Annotated in this window: 16 protein-coding genes and 1 pseudogene; 11 read left to right on the top strand and 6 right to left on the bottom strand. The window is 62.2% G+C overall.

Annotated elements, in window-relative coordinates; genetic code table 11:
• Positions 1-12: 12 nt before the first annotated feature.
• The 9 genes from ACZ9H4_RS36300 to ACZ9H4_RS36340 all read left to right on the top strand — a co-directional run bounded on the left by ACZ9H4_RS36300 (position 13) and on the right by ACZ9H4_RS36340 (position 10,403).
• Positions 13-1,017 carry a hypothetical protein gene (locus ACZ9H4_RS36300; protein ID WP_476123047.1) on the top strand — a complete coding sequence of 335 codons (1,005 nt, stop codon included), beginning with the start codon at positions 13-15 and terminating at the stop codon, positions 1,015-1,017.
• Positions 1,014-1,679, top strand: a complete 666-nt coding sequence (locus ACZ9H4_RS36305) for a gluconate 2-dehydrogenase subunit 3 family protein (protein ID WP_476123049.1) — start codon at positions 1,014-1,016, stop codon at positions 1,677-1,679. The genes ACZ9H4_RS36300 and ACZ9H4_RS36305 overlap by 4 nt, the downstream gene beginning before the upstream one ends.
• On the top strand, positions 1,669-3,312 hold the full coding sequence (locus ACZ9H4_RS36310; protein ID WP_476123051.1) for a GMC family oxidoreductase: 1,644 nt from the start codon (positions 1,669-1,671) through the stop codon (positions 3,310-3,312). Before ACZ9H4_RS36305 ends, ACZ9H4_RS36310 begins: the two co-directional genes overlap by 11 nt.
• Positions 3,195-4,295, top strand: a complete 1,101-nt coding sequence (coxB, locus tag ACZ9H4_RS36315) for a cytochrome c oxidase subunit II (RefSeq protein ID WP_476123075.1) — start codon at positions 3,195-3,197, stop codon at positions 4,293-4,295. The genes ACZ9H4_RS36310 and coxB overlap by 118 nt, the downstream gene beginning before the upstream one ends.
• 11 nt (positions 4,296-4,306) lie before the next feature.
• Positions 4,307-6,913, top strand: coding sequence for a cytochrome c oxidase subunit I (gene ctaD / locus ACZ9H4_RS36320; RefSeq protein ID WP_476123053.1), 2,607 nt, complete (start codon positions 4,307-4,309; stop codon positions 6,911-6,913).
• 2 nt (positions 6,914-6,915) lie between these two features.
• Complete coding sequence (locus ACZ9H4_RS36325; protein ID WP_476123056.1) at positions 6,916-7,401, top strand: hypothetical protein; 486 nt, start codon at positions 6,916-6,918, stop codon at positions 7,399-7,401.
• Positions 7,402-7,405: 4 nt separating this feature from the next.
• Positions 7,406-8,740: a c-type cytochrome gene (locus ACZ9H4_RS36330; RefSeq protein WP_476123058.1), complete on the top strand. Its 1,335-nt coding sequence runs from the start codon at positions 7,406-7,408 to the stop codon at positions 8,738-8,740.
• Positions 8,741-9,597: 857 nt separating this feature from the next.
• Positions 9,598-9,885 (top strand): hypothetical protein, encoded by a 288-nt coding sequence (locus tag ACZ9H4_RS36335; protein WP_476123060.1) that lies wholly within the window; start codon positions 9,598-9,600, stop codon positions 9,883-9,885.
• A gap of 131 nt (positions 9,886-10,016) precedes the next feature.
• On the top strand, positions 10,017-10,403 hold the full coding sequence (locus tag ACZ9H4_RS36340; RefSeq protein ID WP_408150505.1) for a DUF3022 domain-containing protein: 387 nt from the start codon (positions 10,017-10,019) through the stop codon (positions 10,401-10,403).
• Between the two features lie 155 nt (positions 10,404-10,558).
• Here ACZ9H4_RS36340 and ACZ9H4_RS36345 read toward each other — a convergent pair whose 3' ends face one another.
• On the bottom strand, positions 10,559-11,251 hold the full coding sequence (locus ACZ9H4_RS36345; RefSeq protein WP_476123062.1) for a TetR/AcrR family transcriptional regulator: 693 nt from the start codon (positions 11,249-11,251) through the stop codon (positions 10,559-10,561).
• A gap of 147 nt (positions 11,252-11,398) precedes the next feature.
• Here ACZ9H4_RS36345 and ACZ9H4_RS36350 point away from each other — a divergent pair, with 147 nt between their 5' ends.
• Both ACZ9H4_RS36350 and ACZ9H4_RS36355 read left to right on the top strand, forming a co-directional pair.
• Positions 11,399-12,031 (top strand): DMT family transporter, encoded by a 633-nt coding sequence (locus ACZ9H4_RS36350; protein WP_476123064.1) that lies wholly within the window; start codon positions 11,399-11,401, stop codon positions 12,029-12,031.
• Entirely contained in the window at positions 12,028-12,735 is a 708-nt protein-coding gene (locus ACZ9H4_RS36355; RefSeq protein WP_476123066.1) for a glutathione S-transferase family protein, read from the top strand. Before ACZ9H4_RS36350 ends, ACZ9H4_RS36355 begins: the two co-directional genes overlap by 4 nt.
• 838 nt (positions 12,736-13,573) lie before the next feature.
• On the opposite strand, the gene ACZ9H4_RS36360 is transcribed toward ACZ9H4_RS36355, so the two are convergent.
• The 5 genes and pseudogenes from ACZ9H4_RS36360 to ACZ9H4_RS36380 form a co-directional block, all read right to left on the bottom strand.
• Complete coding sequence (locus tag ACZ9H4_RS36360; protein ID WP_476123068.1) at positions 13,574-14,371, bottom strand: DUF3047 domain-containing protein; 798 nt, start codon at positions 14,369-14,371, stop codon at positions 13,574-13,576.
• A gap of 646 nt (positions 14,372-15,017) precedes the next feature.
• Positions 15,018-15,265: pseudogene (locus ACZ9H4_RS36365) on the bottom strand (transposase); the annotation flags it as partial.
• Positions 15,266-15,544: 279 nt separating this feature from the next.
• Positions 15,545-15,985, bottom strand: a complete 441-nt coding sequence (locus ACZ9H4_RS36370; protein ID WP_476123070.1) for an SET domain-containing protein — start codon at positions 15,983-15,985, stop codon at positions 15,545-15,547.
• A gap of 186 nt (positions 15,986-16,171) precedes the next feature.
• Entirely contained in the window at positions 16,172-16,378 is a 207-nt protein-coding gene (locus tag ACZ9H4_RS36375) for a hypothetical protein (protein ID WP_476123072.1), read from the bottom strand.
• A gap of 322 nt (positions 16,379-16,700) precedes the next feature.
• A complete protein-coding gene (locus ACZ9H4_RS36380) occupies positions 16,701-17,348 on the bottom strand; it encodes an FAD-binding oxidoreductase (protein ID WP_476123074.1) in 648 nt (215 codons plus the stop codon).
• Positions 17,349-17,493 lie beyond the last annotated feature (145 nt).

A 17,493-nucleotide genomic window follows, 5' to 3' on the forward strand; every position in this document is an offset into this window, starting at 1 on the left:
GAATCCTCGTCCATGAGTGCTCAACGACTTACGGGGCTGCTGTGCGCGGTGGCGGGCGTGACAGCAGTGACCGCATTTGCGCTGCGGGTGAAACGCGACGGCGCCGGTGTCGAAACGACTGGCGCGATAGAGCGCGCCCTGAGTGCGAGCAACTTTGCCGCGCCTTCGCGATCCGCTTTGTTGCCCGTGCTTCGGCCATCCGGCGTCCAGACCCACATCGATGCAGCCCGACGCTTTAATCACAGTTCCGCGCTGCTTGCGCTCTCCGTACTCGCCGATAGCGCAATGGAGCACTATCGTGGCTCGTTCGACAACCCCGCGATGTATACGCCGCTCGTCGCTGCCACGCTTTCTCTGCTGGCCGGTCTGCACGGCGGGCGGGATCATCGGCAGGAGACGCACCAGCTACGCCACGCGATTTATCTGGCTGCGGCCGTTGCGGGAGTTGCGGGTACGGGTTTCCATCTTTACAACGTCACGAAGCGGCCAGGCGCCTGGAGCTGGAACAACCTGTTCCATGCGGCGCCCATCGGTGCGCCGATGGCACTGCTGCTCTCTGGCGCGCTGGGCGCCGTCGCCGAACAGTTGCGCGACGAGCCCGCGCACGAACCACAACTGCTCGGCATGCCGGCCGGTCGCGCGCTTGGCCTGCTAGTCAGCGCGGGCCTGGTCGGGACGGTCGGGGAAGTCGCGCTACTGCATTTTCGCGGCGCGTTCCAGCATCGTGCGATGTATGCGCCGGTCGTCGTGCCGCCGCTCGCTGCGGCCCTGCTAGCTCAGGCTGCGCTCGGCGTGCCACGCGAGCGCTGGTTCACGCGGCTCTGGCTGCGGGTTACGACCGCGCTCGGCTTCGTCGGCGCCGGCTTCCACGCGCGCGGCATTGCTCGTCGGCAAGGCGGCTGGCGCAACTGGAGCCAGAATCTCTTTAGCGGACCACCGTTACCCGCACCACCGAGCTTTTCGGCGCTGGCGCTGGCCGGCCTCGCGGCGCTGCGACTCAGAGAGAGCGAAACATGAGAGACGCGAATCAGAAGTCCAGGGTCACCCGCTACCCCGGCTACGACGTACTCGACAAGCGTGACACACCATCATGGGACGACGCGACCCGCACGGTAATCGCGCAACGGCTCGCGACGCCCGCTGAACCGCATTTCTTTAACGCCGTCGAGTGGCTAGCGGTACGTGCTTTGTGCGCCTGCATCGTGCCGCAGGCAAACGCGTTGCCGGTGGTCCCGCTTGCGCTGCTGGTCGACGCGAAGCTCACGGAAAATGCCGGCGACGGCTATCGCGACGCGCGCCTGCCGCCGCTTCAGCAGGCATGGCGCACCGGCCTCGCGGCGCTGGATGCCGAGAGCCGCGCACGTCACGAACTACCGTTTGCAAGCCTCGAAAAGGCCACCCAGGTCGCACTGCTCGAATCGATGCAGCGCGGCGAACTCACAGGCGACACATGGGCCGGCATGCCCGCAAATCTTTTCTTCGCCGAACGCCTGCTGCATGACATCTGCAGCACGTACTACTCGCACCCGCACGCATGGAGCGAAATCGGCTTCGGAGGGCCGGCCAATCCGCGGGGCTACGTACGCCTGTATTACGATCGGCGCGACCCGTGGGAAGCCGCTGAAGCGGAACCCGGCCAGGAAGACAAGGCCCGCAAGGAGAACCAGCGTGCTCGATGAAGCCCAGCATCATCCGCGCGGCAGGAACGGCCGCGCTCCCGATGTGTTCGAACGTGGCGGCTGGGTGCCGATGCGCGAGTATCCGAATGACGAGGAGGTCGACTTCGCGATCGTCGGCACGGGTGCGGGTGGCGGTACGCTCGCCTGCCGGCTCGCGGAGCTGGGCTTCAAGGTCGTCGCATTCGACGCCGGTGCATGGTGGCGTCCACTTGAAGAGTTCGCCTCCGACGAAAGCCATCAGGCAAAGCTTTACTGGACCGACGAACGCATCTGCGACGGCGAGAACCCGCTCAAGCTCGGCAATAACAATAGCGGCAAGGCCGTTGGCGGCAGCACGGTGCACTTCGCGATGGTGTCGCTGCGCTTTCGTCCGGAGTGGTTCAAGTCGCGCAGCGTGCTCGGCTATGGCGCGGACTGGCCGCTCGACTGGCAAGAGATGTGGCGCTACTACGCGCAGGTCGAGGACGCACTGAAAATCTCGGGTCCGGTCAATTATCCGTGGGGGCCGAAGCGGCCTCGGTACCCGTATCGCGCGCATGAATTGAATGCCGCCGCGCTCGTGCTCGCACGCGGTGCCGAGGCGCTAGGCATCGACTGGACGGCCACCCCTTTGGCGACGCTGTCGGCGCCGCGCGGGAAAGCGCATCCCTGCGTGTACCGTGGCTTCTGCACCTCGGGGTGCGCGACCAATGCCAAGCAGAGCGCATTGGTCACGTGGATTCCTCGCACGGTAAGCGCCGGTGCCGAAATACGCGATCTGGCAATGGTCGGGCGCATCGCCATGAACTGCGCCGGGCTCGCAACGGGCGTCGAGTATCTGCGCGAAGGCCGCTGGCAGTTCCAGCGCGCCAGGCATGTCGTCGTGGCAGGCTATGCGATCGAAACGCCGCGTCTATTGCTGATGTCGGCAAATGGCCGTTTCCCTGATGGCCTTGCAAACAGTTCGGGCCTCGTCGGCAAAAACCTGATGGCGCAGTCGAACCAGGCCGTCTACGGCACGTTCGACGAGGAAATCCGCTGGTACAAGGGGCCGCCGTCGCTCGCGATCACCGAACATTGGAATTACAAGGACACCGGCAAGGACTTTTTCGGCGGCTACTGCTATATGAGCCAGGGACCATTGCCCGCCGGCTGGGCGAGCGTACAGAACGGCCGTGGCTTGTGGGGCGATGCGTTAGCCAGCGAGATGCAGAAGTACAACCATCAGGCCGGGTTGAAGATCGTCGGCGAGATGCTGCCGCAGGAACGCAACCGTGTGACGCTCGCCGACGAAAAAGATCAGTACGGTCTGCCCGTGGCGCGGGTGACCTATTCGCTGTGCGATAACGACAAACGGCTGATCGCCCATTCACTGGACTTCATGGAACAGGCCCTCGGAGCTGCTGGCGGCAATGAGATCTGGCGCGAAAGCGATGACACCTGCCACCTGAACGGCACCGCGCGCATGGGCGACGATCCTTTGACCAGCGTGGTCAACGCGGACTGCCGAAGCTGGGATATACCGAACCTGTGGGTCTGCGATGGCTCGGTGTTTCCAACTGTGGGCGGCGTGAATCCTTCGCTGACCATTCAGGCGATAGCGCTGCGCACCGCCGACCGCATCAAGGCGCTCGCAGCGCGCGGCGAGCTGTAGACCCACCAGGCGCCGACGTGAGCCTCCAGTCCACTCCCCTCGCGTACATCCTGCACAGCGCCGGTCCCGCGTCGCGGCCCGTGTTCATCCTGGGCTGGGCGCTGACCACCTTGTGCGTCGCCGTGTGCGTAGTGATCGCGGTGCTGCTGCTGATCGCGGTGTTCCGCCGACGCGCATCGATCGAGGAGAACGGCGCGGGCGGCGAAGCGATTACCGAGCGCGGCGGCGGCCGCGCGGTGCTGATCGGCACGCTGATCTCGACCGCGCTCCTGCTCGCCGCTCTGGTCTACATGCTGTGGGTGCTAGCGGCGGTGGCCTCGCCAGCACGCGAACCGGCGCTGACGATCACCGTCACCGCGTACGACTGGTGGTGGAAAGTCGACTACGGCGAGAACGGTCCGCAGCACTTCACGACCGCGAATGAGATTCACATCCCGGTCGGCGAGCCGGTACAGGTCAATCTGAAAAGCGCGGACGTGATTCACGCATTCTGGGTGCCGGCGTTGGCCGGCAAGACGCAGAACATTCCCGGCCAGATCAACCGGCAGTGGATTCAGGCCGATCAGCCGGGCGTCTATCGCGGCCAGTGCACGCAGTATTGCGGCGCGCAACATGCGCACATGGCGTTCGAAGTGATCGCCGAAAGCCAGCAGGACTACGACAGATGGTTCACCGCGCAAGCTCGGGCGGCGGATGCGCCCACGAGCGCCGACGCGGTGCACGGCCAGCACGTCTTCATGGACCGCTGCGCCGGTTGCCACACGGTGCGCGGCAGCGACGCGGCCGGCGTGCAGGCGCCCGATCTCACGCATCTGCTGAGCCGCCGGCTGATCGCCGCGGGCACGCTGCCGAACACGCCTCACAACGTGATGGACTGGATCGCGCATGCGCAGGAGATCAAACCGCAGGCGCTGATGCCCGACATCGCACTGAGCCCGGCCGACGGCCGGGATCTCGCGGCCTACCTCGCGACCCTCAACTGAAGGAACCCGACATGTCCGCCACAGGAAGCGAGAACCCGGCCGCCTCACTCGGGCCAGTCACTTTCCGCCGCGAACCGGAGATCGGCGAGGTGAGGCCGGGCTCCGACGAGGAGCGTCGCCTGCACGATCTGTGGGAAACCGAACGCGGCTGGCGCGGCTGGCTCACGACGGTCGACCACAAGCAGATCGGCCTGCGCTACATCGTCACCGCGTTCGTGTTCCTGCTGCTCGGCGGCGTCGAGGCTTTGGTCATGCGCCTGCAACTCGCGCGGCCAAACGAGACGCTGCTCACGCCGGACCAGTACAACCAGCTGTTCACGATGCACGGCGTGACGATGATTTTCCTGTATGCGCTGCCGGTGCTAAGCGGCTTTTCGAACTACCTGTGGCCGCTGATGCTCGGCTCGCGCGACATGGCGTTTCCCCGTCTGAACGCGCTGTCGTACTGGGTGTTCCTGTTCGCCGGTCTGTTCCTGTACGCGAGCTTCCCGCTCGGCGAAGCGCCCAACGCGGGCTGGTTCAACTACGTGCCGCTCGCCTCGCTCGACTACAACCGCGGCCCGAACATCGACGTGTACGCGCTCGGTATGGTGCTGCTCGGCATCTCGACGACCGTCGGCGCCGCGAACTTCGTCGTCACGCTGTTCCGGATGCGTGCGGACGGGATGTCGATCAACCGCTTGCCGATCATCGTATGGGGCACGTTGACCGCTTCGTTCGCGAACCTGTTCGCGGTGCCGGCCGTGAGCCTGGCGTTCTTCCTTCTCTGGATGGACCGCAACGTCGGCACCCACTTCTTCGACGTCGCGAGCGACGGCCGGCCGCTCCTGTGGCAACACCTGTTCTGGATGTTCGCGCATCCGTGGGTCTACGTGGTCGTACTGCCCGCAATGGGCATCGTGTCCGACGCGCTGCCCACCTTCTGCCGCCGGCCGCTGGTCGCGTACGCGGCAGTCGCCGTGTCGACCGTCGCGACGATGCTGATCGGCTTCGAAGTGTGGATTCATCACATGTTCGCGACCGGCCTGCCCCCGCTCGCACTGGCGATTTTCGGCGCGGCCAGCATGCTGATTTCGGTGCCGAGTGCGGTCGCCGTGTTCGCATGGATCGCGACGATCTGGCTCGGCCGTCCGGTTTTCAGGACGCCGTTCCTGTATTTCGCGGGCTTCGTGCTGATGTTCGTGATAGGCGGCGTATCGGGTGTGATGACCGCCGCGGTGCCGCTCGACTGGCAGCTCAACGATACGTACTTCGTGGTCGCGCATCTGCATTACGTACTGCTCGGCATCAACGTGTTTCCGGTGCTGGGCGGCATTGCCTACTGGTTTCCGAAGTTCACCGGCCGGCTGATGAATGAGCGCTTCGGCAAGCTGACCTTCTGGGTCGTGCTGATCGGCTTCAATCTCGGCTTCTTCCCGATGCATATCTCCGGACTGCTCGGCATGCCCCGGCGCGTCTACACCTATCCCGACGGCATGGGCTGGGATCTGAGCAACATGCTGACCACCATCGGCTCGTTCGTGTTCGGCGCCGGCGTCCTGATGTTCATCGGCAACGCGCTGATTTCGGCCCGCCGTGGCGCGCGCGCCGGCTCAAATCCGTGGGATGCTTCGAGCCTCGAATGGTCGGTGCCATCGCCGCCGCCGCCGTACAACTTCGCGGTGCTGCCGATGATTGCGTCGCGCCATCCATTGTGGGAAGACCGCATGCTACTCGACGAAGGTGCCGAACGCTCGAGTCTCGCCCGGGGCTATCTGCTGCATCGTGGCCGCGAAACGCTCGGCGTATCGCCGCTCGGCGGCAACGCTGACGTGATCCTGAAGATGCCGGAGGACAGCTATACGCCGTTCCTGCTCGGCGTGTTCAGCGCGCTGTTCTTCGTCGCACTGCTGATTCGCAGTCCCAGTTTCGCCGTCGTCGCGAGCATCGCATGCGGGGCGGCGATGCTCGCATGGCTGTGGCCACGCCGCGCGCTCGCGCAACGCGAACCGCCGCCGCCGGGTGCGCGGGCCGACCTCACGCAGGACTTCGACGCGACGTTGCCGGTCGGCAGCGCGGGCGAGCACTCGGGCGGGTGGTGGGGCGTGCTGACACTGGTCGCCACCGAAGCGTGTCTGTTCGGCTATCTGATCTTCACGTATCTGTATTCCGAGTCGCAAACGCATCTTGCGTGGCCACCCGAAGGGATGCCCAAGGTCGGCATCGGCGGACTCAATACCGCGTTCCTGCTGTCGAGCAGCGTGTTCGTATGGCTTGCGGAGCGCGTGCTCAGGAAAGGCCGCAAGCGCAGCTCGATCGGCTTGATGCTGACCGCGATCGCGCTCGGCATCGTGTTCCTGCTGATCCAGGTGAAGGAATGGAACGACCACCCGTACGGGATGACCGCGCATCTGTACGGCTCGCTATACTTCACGATCACTGGCTTTCACATGGCGCACGTGGTGGTCGGGCTGATCGTGCTGGCGGTGATGACGCTGTGGATCGCGCTCGGTTATCTGGACGCGAAACGCATTGCGCCGATCACGATCGGCGGCTTGTACTGGCACTTCGTCGACGTAGTATGGCTGTTCATCTTCTCGACGCTGTATCTGTCGCCGTTCATCCTCCGGGGGCGCTAGTCATGTCTGCATCGGATCTCGCCGCTCCCCAAACAGTGTCGCCGCGGCGCAAACTGCTAGCGGCTTGCGCGATCGCCGGACTGTTCGGGACTCCGGGTGTCTGGCTATTGCAGGTGATCGTCTCCGAAGTGCTTTCGGCGAGCGCCTGTTACGGCGTCAGCGCACCGCGCGCAGCGCCGTTATGGAGCGGCTTCGACACGTGGATGTTCGTGATCTCGCTTGTCGCGCTGGTGCTGGCCACGCCTTGCGCGGGGTTCGCGTGGTATGGCCTGATGCTAGCAAGACGCGTCGCGCGCGAACCCGACGCGCACACACATGCGCATCATCATGAAGCGTTGCGCACGCCGAAGCAGTTGCGTGGAGACGATTTGAGTCGGGTCCGCTTCATTGCGCTATGCAGTACGCTGGTCGGCACAGGCTTTTTCGTCGGCGTGATCTTCGTATGGCTCGCGCCCTGGCTGGTCGGGCCGTGCGGCAAATGGTACTGACGCGATGAAAAGAATAAGGCTGCCGTGCGCGCTCCCGTTGCTTCTAGTCATCTGTGCGACCGGACTGCTGTCCGGTTGCCAGAGAGAGACCGGCTCGGAACGTCTCGCCGGACTCGACGCCAGTTCAGCGCTCACAAGCGATCGCGCGCTGATCGCGCGCGGCGAGTATCTCGCCAAGGCGGGCGACTGTTCCGCCTGCCACGACGCCTCCGACAAGACCCCGTACGCGGGCGGCATGCCGGTCAACTCGCCGTTCGGTCCGATCTACGCGAGCAACATCACGCCTGATCCGACCTTCGGCATCGGCCGCTATACGCTTCGCCAGTTCGCCGACGTGCTGCGCTCGGGCAAGACGCCAGACGGCACGCGGCTTTATCCAGCGATGCCTTATCCGTCGTTCGCGAAGCTGAACGACGACGACGTCACTGCGCTTTACGCGTACTTCATGCATGGCGTGAAGCCGTCGACTAACCATGCTCCCGAGACCAGGCTGCCGTTTCCGTTCAACCAGCGCTGGGCGATGTTTTTCTGGAGCCATCTGTTCGGCAATCACGAACAGTACGTTCCCAATCCGCAGCGCAGCGCCGAATGGAATCGTGGAGCGTATCTGGTCGAAGGACTCGGGCATTGCGGCGCGTGCCATACGCCCCGTGGGCTTGCCTACAACGAATTGGGTTACGACTTCAACAGCGACCACTACCTCACCGGAGGCCTTAACGACAACTGGTTTGCGCCGAATCTTACCGGCGATCCGGGCAGCGGCCTAGGGCGCTGGTCCCAGGATGACATCGCGGCGTTCCTGCGCGACGGACATGGCGCGCGCGCCACCGCCTTCGGCGCGATGGCGCCAGTGGTAGGCGACAGCACCCGATATCTAAGCGATGCCGACCTGCATGCGATTGCAGTGTTTCTGAAGTCGCTGCCCGCGCGGAACGTGAGCGGCACATTCGACAACAACCCGCATGCACGAAGGTTGACGGCGAGGGCGGTGGAGAGCGGCGAACTGGAGCGTCCGGGCGCGGGAATCTATCTTTCCTATTGCGCGCGCTGTCATCGTGCGGATGGGACAGGCCAACCCGATAAGGCGCCCGCGCTGGCGGGCAACCCGCTCGTGATGGCCAGCGATCCGGCCTCGGTTATCCGGATCGTGGTGGAAGGCAGCGAAAGCCCGAAGATGAACGACAACGCGAAAACGCAGAAGATGCCCCCGTTCAACAGCCAACTCACTACGACCGAAATAGCCGAAGTGGTGAGCTTCATTCGAAACACGTGGGGCAATCATTCGGCGCCGGTGTCTGACCGCGATGTTAGAGCGTTGAGGTCAGCGATTCATAAATGAGGAATCCGGACATGTTTGTTGAGAACTGGGTGTTCGTTGCAGTGAAGGCGCCAGGACCCAGCTGGCGGCGGTGACGGCTCCACGAATTTTCGTCGTCTCGCGGCATAAGTTCAATCCCCGTGTTTCTTCGGTTTGTGTCAGCGCCACGTCACGTGCCCTGGCGAGCGCGGCGCAGGCATGCGAGCCATCCGTCGCTCAAGACATCGCGACCCTGATCCGTACGTATGCGTCAGTCGGATTTTCAGCTGGCATGTGGCCCGAGACCCCTATTCAGTCTCGCCTTCGGAGCTTCCCTGTGCAACGTCAGCTTGTGCGGCATCACGCGCAGCGCACCTTGTGCATCAAGGACACCGAACTCGCTGCCATCGCACGGGTCGCATTGAAACGGGACATCGCCGATGCCAGTCGCGTCGATGACCCGTGCTTGACATCATCGCCAGCTGCCTGACAGTTACGGCATTGCTCGCCAATTTCAACCATCGTCTCCTGCGATTGCCGCCAGCCCTACAATCCCGCGTCACCCGTAGTGCTCTGTGCCGCGAATGATCGGCGGCTCACGGGGAAGGCTCGACCAGGAGCCCCACGCTTACGTAACACGGGTTAAAAATCCTTTGCGGCCACGATGCCGGCCAGATCGAAAGCCGGGTTGCGGCTCTTGAAGCGCGAGGCATCACCGCTGCCGGGTTCCAAAGCGAACATGCCCGATCTCTGGATCGGCGCCCTCCGGTGTTTCCTCCACGATCCAGACGGGTGGTAGCGCCGACGCGTCCAGCCTCTTCTGGCTGCCGGAAGGGCAGACATGGTTCTTGCTGTACTCATAAATGGGCCACGCGGGCTCCACTTTTGGCGGAGGGGCGATGAATGAAAATCTTAAGCACATCCTGTTGATCCTGTCGATGGCAGCGCTTGCAACGGCGGCCACAGGCTGCAAGAAAGGGGACGACAACAGCAAGGACACCATGAGTTCCGGAAGCAGCGGCGTGATGAGCAATTCTGCAGGGTTGAGCGGAACGCCCGGCACGAGCGACGCGGCCAAACGCGCGAGCGATGCCACGCCGGTGAGCACCCCTGCCACGACATCGAGCGAACCGGCGGTAACAACTACACCGGATGCGGCGGCAAGCGGCGCGTCGTCCGCGCAGTAAGCGCCGGACTGCAAAAAGCATGGCTAACGGGCTTGATGTGACGTGCGCTGGCGCGAATAACTGTTTAACTATGCGGCAAGTTCGCATGCGCCGTTACCAACACGCGGCTTCGGCCGCATGGAGGATTCTCAATGAAAGACATTGACGTGAACCAGCGAGTTGAAGAAATCGAACTGGCGCTATCCACGCTATTCGAGTCTCCCAAGGCGCCCGCCATCAGCAGTTATGACGACGGGACTACATTTTTTATCCAGGTGTCCTGGGTGACTGAATCACATGGTGACACGACACTCGACGCGCGATGCGTGCTCACTATCCGATTTTCGGAGTCGCAAATTCAGCGCTACGCGCAGCTGGACACGGCAAAACGTATCCTCGTGCGCGAACGCCTGGTCAAGATGGTTCGAAGCCGTCTCCCGCTCGCTGGCACCGAACCGCCTTTGGACGGAGAGTGTGCCGAAGACCTGCAAGTGGACGATCGATTGCTGGAATTCGACGAGCCGCTCAATCCGTACTGATGGGAATGGCGCTGCAACCTGCATGCATGGTGCACGCAATAGAAAAGCTCCGCTGCATGGCGCGGCCCAACAGCGACGTCAGATTACGAGCGGCGCGCTGACTGTCCGCGTGCCACATGACTCGCGGGTAGCACCTGGTCAGGGAGCCCGGCCATTCAGGCTGCTCGCTTTCGAACCCGTTTTTGCACCGCATCGCCTGATCGGCTCTTCACTCCCGACGGCGCACCCTTCTTCCCTATCCGGCAGGACTTCGTCGTTTCAATGCCGCCATCCAGCAGCGCCAGAACCGGCCGCAGGATCCCTTCAAGCAATGGGCGGTCAGGCCGCGTACGCGCCAACACGCGCAACCCCATCAATACACCCAGCAACAAACGCGCAACATCGGCGGCCGGCTGGTCCGGGCTGATCGTTCCAGCAAGCTGGCCGGCTCGCACGCAACGGTAGAAGAACGCTTCCATCTGCCGCGTTACGTCAGCCACGACTGTCTGGAACTCGAGGTCGTGAGGAGCAACCTCCAGTGCGGAATTGACGATCATGCAGCCCTTTCTCTGTGGATCGCCTAGCGACAGCGCAACGATTTCATCAAAGAAGGCCACGATGCATTCGCGAGGCGGCAACTGTCCTTCGAAGCGATGCACCCGTTGGCAGAATCCCCTGTCAATGTAGTGATCCAGCGCCCGCCGATACAATGAACGCTTGTCGCCGAACGCGTTGTACAGGCTGGCTGCGGTGATCCCCATGCTGTCCGTCAGTTCACGCATCGACGTTGCTTCGTACCCACGCGACCAGAAGCATCCGATCGCTGCCTCGAGCGCCACTGTTTCGTCGAATTCCTTTGGTCGCGCCATAACGGTCAATAATTTCCGAAAAATACCACTGACAGCCCGACAATTCGCACAGGTACGAAATGGGCTTGCCGGGCGCCGTGTTGGGCCTTATTCTATAACAGTCGTTCCAGAATAAGAATCTCTGCTCACACTGCTAACCTGCCTTCGATGAATACCGAGTCCGCGCCTCACTTACCCTTCGCTGCCCCGGCTGCATCGCATGGGCGCACCCGACTGGCGGGGAGGCGCGTAGCGACGAACCAGCCCCCGGGCCTCGTCGGACTGACGGCTAGCAATGCAACCAGCGCGCTATCCGTCAAGCCGCCCGGCATCCTTTGCCTCGTGCTCGCCGCGCTGAGTTGGGCAATCTATACCCTCTGGTTCCGCCGTAGCCAATTGACAGCGTTGCAATCGGCGGCGTTGATCTGCGTGTGGTCGAGCGCGCTTTATTTGCCGGCCTATATATTGTTTGGTCTCTCCCGGATAACCGGGGCGTCCGCAAGTGAGCTGCTTGTGCAAACGACTTACCAAGGTGTGTGCATGAGTGTGGTGGCGCTCGTCGCGTTTAATCGCGCGATCGCCATCCTTGGTTCGCGCGCGGCCGCCGCCATCATGGCCTCGGTGCCGGTCATGGCCACCCTGCTTGCTGCGCCCATCCTCGGCGAACGTCCGTCGCTGCCGGCCGTCGTCGCCATTGCGATCATCGCACTCGGTGTGATCATGGCGGCGATGGCCACGCCTGTAACACCTGTCGTTTATTCTTCCCATACTCACCCTGCCAATAAAGACGCCCCATCATGATCCGATTCTTTTTCCATCCGACACCTAACCCCGCAAAAGTCGCACTGTATCTCGAAGAAACCGGGCTGCCGTACGAAGTCGTGCCGGTCGACACGAGCAAAGGCGATCAGCACACGCCAGAATTTCGCGAGGTTAATCCGAACGGGAAAGTGCCAGCGATCATCGATACCGAGGGACCCGGTGGGACTGAAGCGCGCGTTTTCGACTCGACCGCCATCCTTCTGTATCTGGCCGAAAAGACCGGCAAGTTTCTCGGCGCACCCGCAGAGCGGGCTGAACTTCTGTCATGGCTGATGTTCATTGCCAGCGGAGTCGGTCCGTTTTCCGGTCAGGCCGTTCACTTCCAGTACGCTGCACCGGAAGGCCTTGACTACGCGGTGAACCGCTATCGGCGTGAAGTGGAGCGGCATTATCGGGTGCTGGACCGCCATCTGGCAGGACGCGAATACTTTGTCGGCGCCGACTACACCATCGTGGATATTTCGGCGTGGGGCTGGCTCGATCGCGCGGGCCGGGTTCTGAAAGGCGAAGACGTACCGCTCGCTTCGTTTCCCAATCTCAAAGCCTGGTTCGAACGCATCGACGCCCGGCCGGCTGTGGCAAAGGCACGTGCAGTTGGACAGGACCATACCTTCAAAAAAGTCAACGACGAGGAGACTAAACGTGCGCTGTTCCCTTCGAACTATCGGGACATCGTGCTTTAAGGGAAACCTCTCAGAAGGATGACAATTCACATCGGAAGTCATCTTCACACACTGTACCCGAGCGCAACCGACCCGCCGATGATGATCTCTTCACGCGCGCGGCCCCGAGCAGGGGCTGCTCTGCGAATCGGCCACAGCAGTAGCCTACTGCAAGCACCAACGGTACGTAACGGGATGCGCTACAGGTGATCCGAGGTGGCGAGAACCGCATTGGATACTGGCATTGAAACGCGACAATCCGCCTGCACCCGATCAGCGTTTTCTGGTCCTGAAACCGGTACTGGCCTATGCGGTAAAAGACCGTCCAGCGTTGTGACGTCAAAGCTGCGTTCGGTCGGGGCATAACCTATCGCGATCATTGACCGGTAGTCATTCTGACGAAGGCACCGACGGAAAGACAGAACTGATCGGACAATCATCACGCTGCCCGAGGATGCCGGCCTATTATCACAATGCCTCTCCGCCGCGTAGCTCATACACGCATGTGTGTCGGTACTCTGATGTCTTCATTTTCATAGCCGTACACCGTAACGCGCTCGACGTCTTGTCGAATTATCTGGCGACCCCACCGACGGGCACCGCGGAGTTTGACATCCCTCGCGCGGCGGACAACGCCCGTTGCCGTAGTCCAGGGAGCCAAAAGTGGCAGCCGCCACTGCATGACTGGTGGGCCAGTCGCGGGTGACTTTCTCCTATCGGCCTGCTGTGCTCGCTGATCTGCGCCCCGACGGAATCGTTGAGGAGTAAAAATGCTGTCGACGGTCGCTTACGCCAGAACGCCGGAGCACAGTCCCGCGCATCGCGCTGCCGGGAACCGTCAGTGCGCGGCTTCGCGTCGTCAGCGCCCCGGCAGGAACTCGACGTCTCCGTACCAGGCGCGTGCCGAAGCACCGGTATTGTCGGTATCGGTCAGCAACCCGTAGCCAGTGACTCGCCCAGGCGATTCGTGAAAGACCTTTTCGTAGTCTTGCACGACGTTGCGGCGTAGGTTCTGCCATTGACCCGCGTCGCCGGGAAGACCGGAGACCACAATCATCTGTACGCGGTCGGTGTGAGGATTGGCAATGACTGCGCCTCGCGCGGCGTTGGTCGACCAGATATACATTAGCGTTGCATAGGGCAGATCTTCGCCACCAAGCCGCTTTGCCAGATCCATCTTGGCCCGGTCAAAAAACGACAGCTTGCTTTTGTCGCCGTCAAACAGGAACACCAGTCGTGCTGGGGCGTCTTCCTTCGATGCGACGCGATTGTCTGCGCCATCGATCGGCCGCTCTGCCTTCCAGCGCCACGCCACGACAGGTGTTCGCTCCAGGTCGATATCACCTTCATGCATCAGCGCAGAAGCAGAGCGGTTCGCGTCCGCCTGCAGGACGGTAGTGGGGCCGTCCTGAACCAGCGAGTACTGCGTCAAGGGCTTGCCGTGAACAACCGGCAGGTTCTTCCAGCCTGGCGGCAGCGGTGCTCCGGGCTCAATCGAGGAAAAGGCGATATCCGGCTTTTCGTCCTGGGCAAAGAGGGCTGGCGGCAACAGCAGGAGAGCGATGCACGCGGAGATCCAGACTGGCTGGGCTTTTCTCGTCCGCGCTTGATCAAGCGACTTATGATGCATGGATGAACCACCTTCTTTGGCCAGCATCTAGTGTAGTCCACTCAACTGGCGGCGTTCTTCCTCGGCATTGCTACGCCGTCAGGTCCGTTTTGATGTTAAGGAAGATTCCCCTTCCCGTGGCCGAAGGCCGGGCCCGGTTCGCATAGTGGCGGATAAGGCACTACGCTCAGCAAGCGGGCCGTCCAGCCGTGCGAGGACGTGTTGATTCAACCGAGCAGCGGCGCTAGTGCCAGGGCGGTGTAGAGCAGAACATGCGTTATGCGCGAGACGAAGCAGAGTAGCGGCGGCAGTTCGTCTGGCGTGGGCCAATGCGTCAATCGTCAGACCGCCCGGATTGCCATCACGGCGACGAGCGTCGCGCCAGGCCAAGATGCCAGGCGATCAGGCTAACGGGCTGCGTGTCCTTATGAACATCCGGCATTGTCCAGTCGATCACAAATTGCATAGCGACCACCAGGACAGTTAGCCAGTGCAGCGTGCTGCGCGACTGCGTCATACGCCGGAGGCCTGTTTTCGTATGCCTTAGCACGATCTGCCAGTTCGCCCTCATCCATGAGCAGCAATATCGCCGACGACGTCACGCGATCTAAAGCGCCTTCGAAGAACGCGTACCGCCTGTCGACTGTCCATTTCGGATTTCCGCAAGTGATCGAGGTAACGTGCGCATATGCGGGTTCAGATGCACCTCGTCGCATAGACGTCGCTCAGACCGGATGCCGGAGCAGATCAACATGCGAATCATGAGTTTGGGGTCAATCAATGGATGACCCATTGGACTGCAGAACGGTGCGAGGTGCTGGCGCAGATCGCGCAGATCAAGGAAGCGATCGATGCCTCTCACAGGTGCAATTGCGGGACGTGGTTGTCGAGGTTGAACGAGTAGAAGAGCTTGTCCTGCCCGCTATCCAGTCGACCCATCATGACGATTCACTCCCGTCGTTTGATGTCTTCCAGGATACTCAACATTCCGCATCCACGACGACTTTCTCAACAGAATCGGCCGACACCAGAAGCTCGACTCTCATCGGATACGAGACTGACTCACCATCTTGCCAGGGGACACGTGTGGCGTAGCGGTTGCACGGGTTTGGTTTCCTCGATAATCCCCTACATCGATTTGACGTGCGCCGTCTACCGTTCGAAAACCAACTGCCCTGTACCGTCGTGGTCGCTCTCGCGACCGCCCTGCCTAGCTCCTCATCACGCGGCGACAGCCAGCATCGACCGACGACACCCGGCGGACGCACAAGCACATGCATATTGAGCGCGAGCCTCTTCGTCTGCCGCGTCGTCGATTTCCAGCAGATAGTCGATGAAAAGCTCTTCGCCTGCGTCGACTAGCCGGAGCGTGTGAATGAAAATCCGTCCGTCATCCTCGATGGTCTCGAAGTTCGGCGTGCAGGCGTGGTTCAGCCAGCGCGCGCTGTTACCGCCGCGGCTGCCGTCTATGACGCGGCCATCCGACAGCCCGAACAGGAACGTATGGCCCGTGACGCCTTCACGCCGGTGTCGACGCAACGCCTTCCGCCACGTTGTGACTTCGCCCTTGTATTCGAGCATGCGCTCGCCCATTGCGAGCTGACGCATCGCAAATACACCCTTGCCGTGGACCGGCGATCTCCGGGCGATGACGCGTCGCATTCTGTTGTCCTGATGGTGTTCCTGGCGCAAGTATGAAGCGGCCAATTTACGCGTCTACTGTTGGGACAAAAAAATTTCGCTGCCGCGGCGTTCTCCTCCTGGCGCGCGGCAATCCTGTCTGGACGAGCAGGCGTCGATCGCGACACCGTGAGCTGCTCGCCGGATTGCCCTCGATGCAGGCCAGACTCAGAAGAGTTGGGCGCCGAGCTCGCGCTGGCTGCCCCATTTCACCGTCCTCACGAACATCCTCCCCGCTGTGTCGAGCGATTCGATCATCGCGCGCTGCCCGCGCGCCTCCGCGATGACGCGTACGGTGCGGGTCCGATAGCGCAGCAACGCGCCGATGGCCGGCCACGAGGGCTGCCGCCGTGCACGGGATCGTTTCTTTGCCATACGGGTCTCGATATAGACAGGTGACTTCTACACGCGTCGGTCAGCGCGCCGCACGCTCGACCCGTAAATCGCGTGGCACACGCCCTCCCCCATGCCGCGTTGCCCATGCCTCAATTCAAGCGTTCCGCCACGCATTCCATAGCGTCGCGCATCGCGTCGTCGAAACTCTGTGCCGTCGCGACATGCCGGTTGTCGACACTGACGAGCCATCCTCGCGCCGAACAGCACCAGCGAATGCGGCGCTCTTCGATCAGACACGAAAACCACCGCCAGAGGTCAGCGTCTTCAGCGTTCGCGGCAAAGGCGGCCCGCTCACGCATCATTAGAAGATCTTCCCTGGGTTGAGGATCGCGCGCGGATCCAGCGCCGTCTTGATCAGCCGCATGGCCATGATTTCCGCGTCACTGCGCGTGTGGCCGAGAAAAGCCTTCTTCTTGACACCGATGCCGTGCTCGGCGGACACCGAGCCGTGAAATTCGCGCGTCACGTCGTAGATCACGCCGTCAATCTCGTCGTGCAGCCGTCCTTCCGAACCGGGAATATCGACGACGATATGGAGGTTGCCGTCGCCCAGATGCCCATAAATCATGGCGAGCGCATCAGGCCACCGCTCCTGCAAACGTTGCTCGCAACGCGCAGCTACCTGCCCGACGTCGCTGATCGAGAAGCTCACGTCATACGCGCTATGATGCGGAATGAACTTCGGATACTCGGCCGGCGCATCGCGGATCGTCCAGAAGGCGAGCGCATCCGCTTCGGACTGCGCAAGCGCCGCATCGCTGACTACGCCCTCTTCGAGCATGTTGCCGAGAAACGCCTCGAATGCCTCGGCATGCGGCTCGGGATCGCTGCCCACGCTTTCAAGCAGCACGTAGTAAGGATGGCGTTTGTCCAGCGGTGCGCGCAACTGCCCGAGATTCGCCAGCACGGCATCGTAATAGCCGGCCCACATCACTTCGAAAGCGGACACGCCAGCGGACAGCTGCGCCTGAGAGCGGGCCAGCAATTTCGTTACAGCGTCATAGTACTACTGTGTCATAAAATTCATGGCATTATAGGAGCTTCTTCATTCTTTGCATGAGGAAGCGATGGACTGGGAGACATCGTTCGACGAA

Source organism: Paraburkholderia sp. TE9906, assembly GCF_056279605.1.